The following is a 5,936-nucleotide window of genomic DNA, read 5'->3' on the forward strand; positions in this document are numbered from 1 at the left end:
TTGCCGGTGCGGGCGTCGCCTAGTTGCTGCATCGCGGCCTCATCTCACGCGCCGGCCTGCTCCGGTTCCGGCTTCAGCAGCTCGCTCGCCAGCTCGCGGGTCAGCGCCGCCACGTCGTCGCGCTGCTTGAACAGGATGCCGGCGGTGTCGGACACCACCTCGGGATCGAGCTCGATCGTGTCGAGCGCGATCAGCGCGCGCGCCCACTCGACGCTCTCGGCAATGCCGGGCGCGCGCTGGAAGGCGTTGACGAAGGGCGCGCTGCGCAGGCGGGCCGCGAAATCGGCCACCTGCGCCGACAGCTTCTCGCCCACGCCCGGTACCTGGGCACGCACGATGGCCAGTTCGCGCTCGCGCTCGGGATAGTCGAGCCAGTGGTAGAGGCAGCGCCGCTTCACGGCGTCGTTGAGTTCGCGCGTGCGGTTGCTCGTGAGGATGGTGACCGGTGCCACCTCGGCGCGGATGGTGCCGAGCTCGGGAATGCTGACCTGGTACTCGCCGAGGTACTCGAGCAGGAAGGCCTCGAAGGGCTCGTCGGCGCGATCGACCTCGTCGATCAGCAGCACCGCGCCCGGGGCCGGCGCCTGCAGCGCCTGCAGCAGCGGGCGACGGATCAGGTAGTGCGGCTGGTAGACCTCGGCCTCGACGTCGCGCACCGCGCCCGAGGCCTCGACCGCGCGCATGTGCAGCAGCTGCGCCGCGTAGTTCCATTCGTAGAGCGCCTCGCGCTGCTCGAGGCCGTCGTAGCACTGCAGCCGCAGCAGCTCGCGCTGCAGCGCCTTGGCCAGCGCCTTCGCGAGTTCGGTCTTGCCCACGCCGGGCTCGCCCTCGAGCAGCAGCGGGCGCTGCAGCTTCAGCGCGAGGAACACGGCGGTCGCGAGCCGGCGGTCGGCGTAGTAGCCGGCGCGCAGCAGGCCGTCGGTGAGGGAGTCGATGGTCTCGAAGGTCATGGCCTAGGGTAATGCACGGCCGGCGCCGCGGACATCGCAACGCAAGAAGGACGCGAGAGCCGCGCGAAGGCGTGCTTCGCGCCGCTCTCGCGATCGGTCAACCCGTCCGCGTCAGCCCAGCGCCTTCGTCACCGCGCGCTGCGTCAGCACGTTGATCAGGTTGGCGCGGTAGGCCGCCGTGGCGTGCAGGTCGGTGTTGAGCTCGCTGGCGTCGATCTTCACGCCGGCCGCCGCGGCCGCGGTGAAGCTCTTGTTGAGCGCATCCTCGAGCCCCGCGTGCCGGAACACGCCGTTGCCCGCGCCGGTGATGGCCACGCGCACGCCGCTGTCGTACTGCGCGAGGAACACGCCGACCAGCGGGAAATGCGAGGCCTTCTGGCGCAGCTTCTCGTAGACCGCGCGCTTCGGGATCGGGAAGCGGATCGCGGTGATCAGTTCGCCGTCCTCGAGCGCGGTGGTGAACAGGCCCAGGAAGAAGTCGTCGGCCGCGATCTCGCGCTTGGTGGTGATCACGGTCGCGCCCGATCCCAGCACCGCGCTCGGATAGCAGGCGGCCGGATCGTTGTTGGCCACCGAGCCGCCGATGGTGCCCATCGCGCGTACCTGGCGGTCGCCGATGCGCGAGGCCAGGTCGGCCAGCGCCGGGAAGGCGGCCTTCACCTCGGTGTTGTTGGCCACGTCGAGGTGGCGCGACATGGCACCGATGACGATGGCATCGCCATCCTTCCTGATGCCGGTGAGTTCCTTGATGCCGCCGAGGTCGACGAGCTGTTCGGGCGCCGACAGGCGCAGCTTCATCGAGGCCAGCAGGGTCTGGCCGCCCGCCAGGGGCTTGCCGCCGGCTTCTGCCAGCTTGACGGCGTCGGCCAGGGCCGCGGGCCGTTCGAACGTGAAGGCGTACATGGGGTGGTTCCTTCTTTATTTGTAGGGAGGGGTTGATCAGGCGGCCGGACGGCCCTGCGTGCTGGCGGCCAGCGCGGGCTGCTGCGCCACCGGGTCGCTGGCGGCGCTGCCGCTGCCCTTCTGCATCGCTTCCCAGACGCGGCTCGACGAGGCCGGCATGTCGAAGTCCTTCACGCCCAGCGGCGCCAGTGCATCGAGCACGGCGTTGATGACCGCCGGCGGCGAGCCGATCGCGCCCGCCTCGCCGCAGCCCTTGGTGCCCAGCGGGTTGTGGGTGCAGGGCGTGCAGACGGTGTCGAGCTTGAACTGCGGGAACTCGGCGGCGCGCGGCATGGCGTAGTCCATGAAGCTGCCGGTGAGCAGCTGGCCGGTCTCGTTGTCGTAGACGCAGTTCTCGAGCAGCGCCTGGCCGATGCCCTGCACCAGCCCGCCGTGCACCTGGCCCTCGACGATCATCGGATTGATGATGGTGCCGAAGTCGTCGACCGCGGTGAAGCGGTCCACGCGCACCTCGCCGGTCTGCCGGTCGATCTCGACCTCGCAGATGTAGGTGCCGCCCGGGAAGGTGAAGTTGGTCGGGTCGTAGAAGGCGGTTTCGTTGAGGCCAGGCTCGAGCTTGTCGAGCGGGTAGTTGTGCGGCACGTAGGCCGTCAGCGCCACCTGGCCGAACGGGATCTTCTTGTCGGTGCCCTTGACCGTGAACTCGCCGTTGGCGAACTCGATGTCGGCGTCGCTCGCCTCCATCAGGTGGGCCGCGATCTTCTTGGCCTTGGCCTCGATCTTGTCGAGCGCCTTCATGATGGCCGCGCCGCCGACCGAGATCGAACGCGAGCCGTAGGTGCCCATGCCGAAGGGCACGCGGCCGGTGTCTCCGTGCACCACGTCGACCGCCTCGACCGCGATGCCCAGGCGCGCCGCCACCACCTGCGCGAAGGTGGTCTCGTGGCCCTGGCCATGGCTGTGCGAGCCGGTGAACACGGTCACGCTGCCGGTCGGATGCACGCGGATCTCGCCGCACTCGAACAGGCCCGCGCGCGCGCCGAGCGCGCCCGCGATGTTCGACGGCGCGATGCCGCAGGCCTCGATGTAGCTCGAGTAGCCGATGCCGCGCAGCTTGCCGGCCGCCTCGCTGGCCGACTTGCGCTGGCCGTAGCCCTCGACCTCGGCCAGCTTGCGCGCCTTGTCCATGCAGGCATGGAAGTCGCCGGTGTCGTACTGCAGCGCTACCGGCGTCTGGTACGGGAAGGCGGTGATAAAGTTGCGCTGGCGGATCTCGTCCTGGCCCAGGTTCATTTCCCAGGCGCAGCGCGAGACCAGCCGCTCGAGCAGGTAGGTGGCCTCGGGCCGGCCGGCACCGCGATAGGCATCGACCGGTGCTGTGTTGGTGAACCAGGCATCGACCTCGACGTAGATCTGCGGCGTGGTGTACTGGCCCGCGAGCAAGGTGGCGTAGAGGATGGTCGGCACCGCGGTCGAGAAGGTCGACAGGTAGGCGCCGAGGTTGGCGTCGGTGTGGACCCGCATCGCGAGGAACTTGCCTTGACTGTCCATCGCCATCTCGGCATGGCTCACGTGGTCGCGGCCATGCGCGTCCGACAGGAAGCATTCCGAGCGCTCGGCCGTCCACTTGATGTTGCGGTTGAGCTGCTTGGCGGCCCAGGTCAGGCACACGTCCTCGGCGTAGAGGAAGATCTTCGAGCCGAAGCCGCCGCCCACGTCGGGCGCGATCACGCGCACCTTGTGCTCGGGCAGGCCCAGCACGAAGGCCGTCATCAGCAGCCGCTCGACGTGCGGGTTCTGGTTCGAGACGTAGAGCGTGTAGTCGTCGGTGCCGCGGCTGTAGCTGCCGATGGCCACGCGCGGCTCGATCGGGTTGGGAATCAGCCGGTTGTTGACCAGGTCGAGCTGGGTGACATGCGCGGCGCCCGCGAAGGCGGCATCGACCGCCGCCTTGTCGCCCAGCGCCCACTTGTAGCACTGGTTGTCGGGCGCCTCGTCGTGGATCGTGACGCCGCCGGCCTTCTTCGCGGCGTCGGCCACGCCGACCAGCGCGGGCAGCACCTCGTACTCGACCACCACGGCTTCGGCGGCGTTCTTCGCCTGCTCGACCGTCTCGGCCACCACCATCGCGACGTGGTCGCCGACGTAGCGCACCTTGTTGATCGCGAGGATCGGGTGCATCGGCTCCTTCATCGGCGTGCCGTCGGGGTTGTTGATCAGCCAGCCGCAGGGCAGCCCGCCCATCTTGCCCTCGATGTCCTTGCCGCTGAAGATGCCGACCACGCCGGGCATGGTGAGCGCATCGGCGATGTCGACCGAGACGACACGCGCATGCGCGTGCGGAGAACGCACGAACACCGCGTGCGACTGGTTGGCCAGCGTGATGTCGTCGGTGTAGTTGCCCGCCCCGGTCAGGAACCGGTAGTCTTCCTTGCGCCGGAGCGCGTCGCCGATGTGCGGCAGATTCGCGAAGTCGGAGGCACCCATGTCGCTCTCCTCAGGCCGCGGCCGTGGCCTGGACCGGAACCGGGTTGCCCGAGGCCATGGCCTCGCCGCCCATCACCACGGCCTTGACGATGTTCTGGTAGCCGGTGCAGCGGCACAGGTTGCCGTCGAGCAGCTCGCGGATCTCGGATTCGCTCGACTTCGGGTGGTGGGTGCACAGGTCGATGGCGCTCATGACCATCCCCGGGGTACAGAAGCCGCATTGCAGGCCGTGGCATTCCTTGAACGCGGCCTGCATCGGGTGCATGGTGCCGTCGGGCTGGGCCACGCCCTCGATGGTGGTGATTTCGGCGCCGGCCACCTGGGCGGCCAGGATGTTGCACGACTTGACGGCCCGGCCGTCGACGTGGACGGTGCAGGCGCCGCACTGGGCGGTGTCGCAGCCGACGTGGGTGCCGGTGAGGTGGAGGTGCTCGCGGATCGCGTGCACGAGGAGGGTGTTGGGTGGCGCGTCGACGGTGACCGAGCGGCCGTTGACCTTGAGGGCTACCTGCATGTGGCTGTCTCCGTGAAGGGTGATGGCTGACAGGCCCGCACCTCGCAGCGGCATGGGCGGGCCCCGAGGGCATCTTGGATGCCGACCCCCTGCACTATCCTAGGCAAAACCCTCGACGCTTGCGCCGGGGGCCTGAAATTCTCAAAATGAAACAGCTTGCCGTTCGGCAGGTCCCCAAAACGGGCGCCCCACGCGCCCCCGCAAACAGATGCTCGCTTCCAACGCCCTGCCGACACCCGAGCGCTCGCTGGCCATCGCCCAGGCCCGGCAGGCCCTGATCCATGGCGATGCCGTCGATCTCCGCGCCCCGCCCGGCAGCCGCATCGAACCCTGGATCGCCCGCTCCTGGCAGCGCTGCATCGAGGCCGGCCAGCAGCCGCAGCAGCGCGTGAGCTTCGAGCCGGTGGGCCGCAGCGCCCAGCGCGCGGTGGCGGAACGCAACCGCGCCCTGGTGTCGGCCGCGCGTCCGGTGATCGAACGGCTGTCGCGCGCCATCGCCGACACCCGCTATTTCGCCGTGCTGACCGATGCCGAGGGCATCGTGGTCGACGTGGGCCTGCTGCCCGACGGCACCGACGACGCCAGCCGCTACGCGCGCAACATCGCACGCATCGGCGTCGACCTGTCGGAACGCGCCATCGGCACCAGCGCGATCGGCACCGCGCTGGCCGAGCAGGAATCGGTCTGGCTGCACGGCGGCGAGCATTTCTTCGACGACACCAGCGTCTACAGCTGCGCCGGCGCGCCGCTGTTCGGTCCCCAGGGCGACTGCATCGGCATGCTCGACCTGACCGGCGTGCAGGTGGCCGAGCGGCCCGAGCTGCGCCACCTCGCGACCCTGTCGGCGCGCAGCATCGAGAACGCGCTGGTGCTGCGTGCCCCCTGCGAGATGCTGCTGCGCCTGGCCTGGCCCGGCTGCCCCACCAGCGAGGCGGCCGAGGGCCTGCTGTGCATCGACGGCGGCGGCAACGTCACCGGCGCCAATGCTGCGGCGCGGCAAATGCTGCACCAGCCGCTGGCGCGCAGCCAGGGCGGCCTGCATTGCAACGACCTGTTCGCGCTGCCGCTCGACATGCTGTTCG

5 protein-coding genes are annotated in these 5,936 nt (G+C 69.6%); 1 reads left to right on the forward strand and 4 read right to left on the reverse strand.

Annotated elements, in window-relative coordinates:
• Positions 1-44 precede the first annotated feature (44 nt).
• The 4 genes from AC27VN_RS30270 to AC27VN_RS30285 form a co-directional block, all read right to left on the reverse strand.
• Positions 45-950: an AAA family ATPase gene (locus AC27VN_RS30270; RefSeq protein WP_093349209.1), complete on the reverse strand. Its 906-nt coding sequence runs from the start codon at positions 948-950 to the stop codon at positions 45-47.
• A gap of 111 nt (positions 951-1,061) precedes the next feature.
• Positions 1,062-1,853 carry an FAD binding domain-containing protein gene (locus AC27VN_RS30275; RefSeq protein WP_490878950.1) on the reverse strand — a complete coding sequence of 264 codons (792 nt, stop codon included), beginning with the start codon at positions 1,851-1,853 and terminating at the stop codon, positions 1,062-1,064.
• 36 nt (positions 1,854-1,889) lie between these two features.
• Positions 1,890-4,340 (reverse strand): xanthine dehydrogenase family protein molybdopterin-binding subunit, encoded by a 2,451-nt coding sequence (locus AC27VN_RS30280; RefSeq protein WP_490878951.1) that lies wholly within the window; start codon positions 4,338-4,340, stop codon positions 1,890-1,892.
• A gap of 10 nt (positions 4,341-4,350) precedes the next feature.
• Entirely contained in the window at positions 4,351-4,854 is a 504-nt protein-coding gene (locus tag AC27VN_RS30285) for a (2Fe-2S)-binding protein (RefSeq protein ID WP_093349201.1), read from the reverse strand.
• A gap of 208 nt (positions 4,855-5,062) precedes the next feature.
• Between AC27VN_RS30285 and AC27VN_RS30290 the strand changes: the two genes are divergently transcribed.
• On the forward strand, positions 5,063-5,936 hold an 874-nt coding region (locus AC27VN_RS30290; RefSeq protein ID WP_490878952.1), incomplete at its 3' end, for a GAF domain-containing protein.

Source organism: Variovorax sp. 20P10.2.4, from assembly GCF_058244205.1.

Coding starts and splice junctions, on each gene's coding strand:
- AC27VN_RS30270 (WP_093349209.1), bottom strand. CDS start 950: ATGACCTTCGAGACCATCGACTCCCTCACCGACGGCCTGCTGCGCGCC.
- AC27VN_RS30275 (WP_490878950.1), bottom strand. CDS start 1,853: ATGTACGCCTTCACGTTCGAACGGCCCGCGGCCCTGGCCGACGCCGTC.
- AC27VN_RS30280 (WP_490878951.1), bottom strand. CDS start 4,340: ATGGGTGCCTCCGACTTCGCGAATCTGCCGCACATCGGCGACGCGCTC.
- AC27VN_RS30285 (WP_093349201.1), bottom strand. CDS start 4,854: ATGCAGGTAGCCCTCAAGGTCAACGGCCGCTCGGTCACCGTCGACGCG.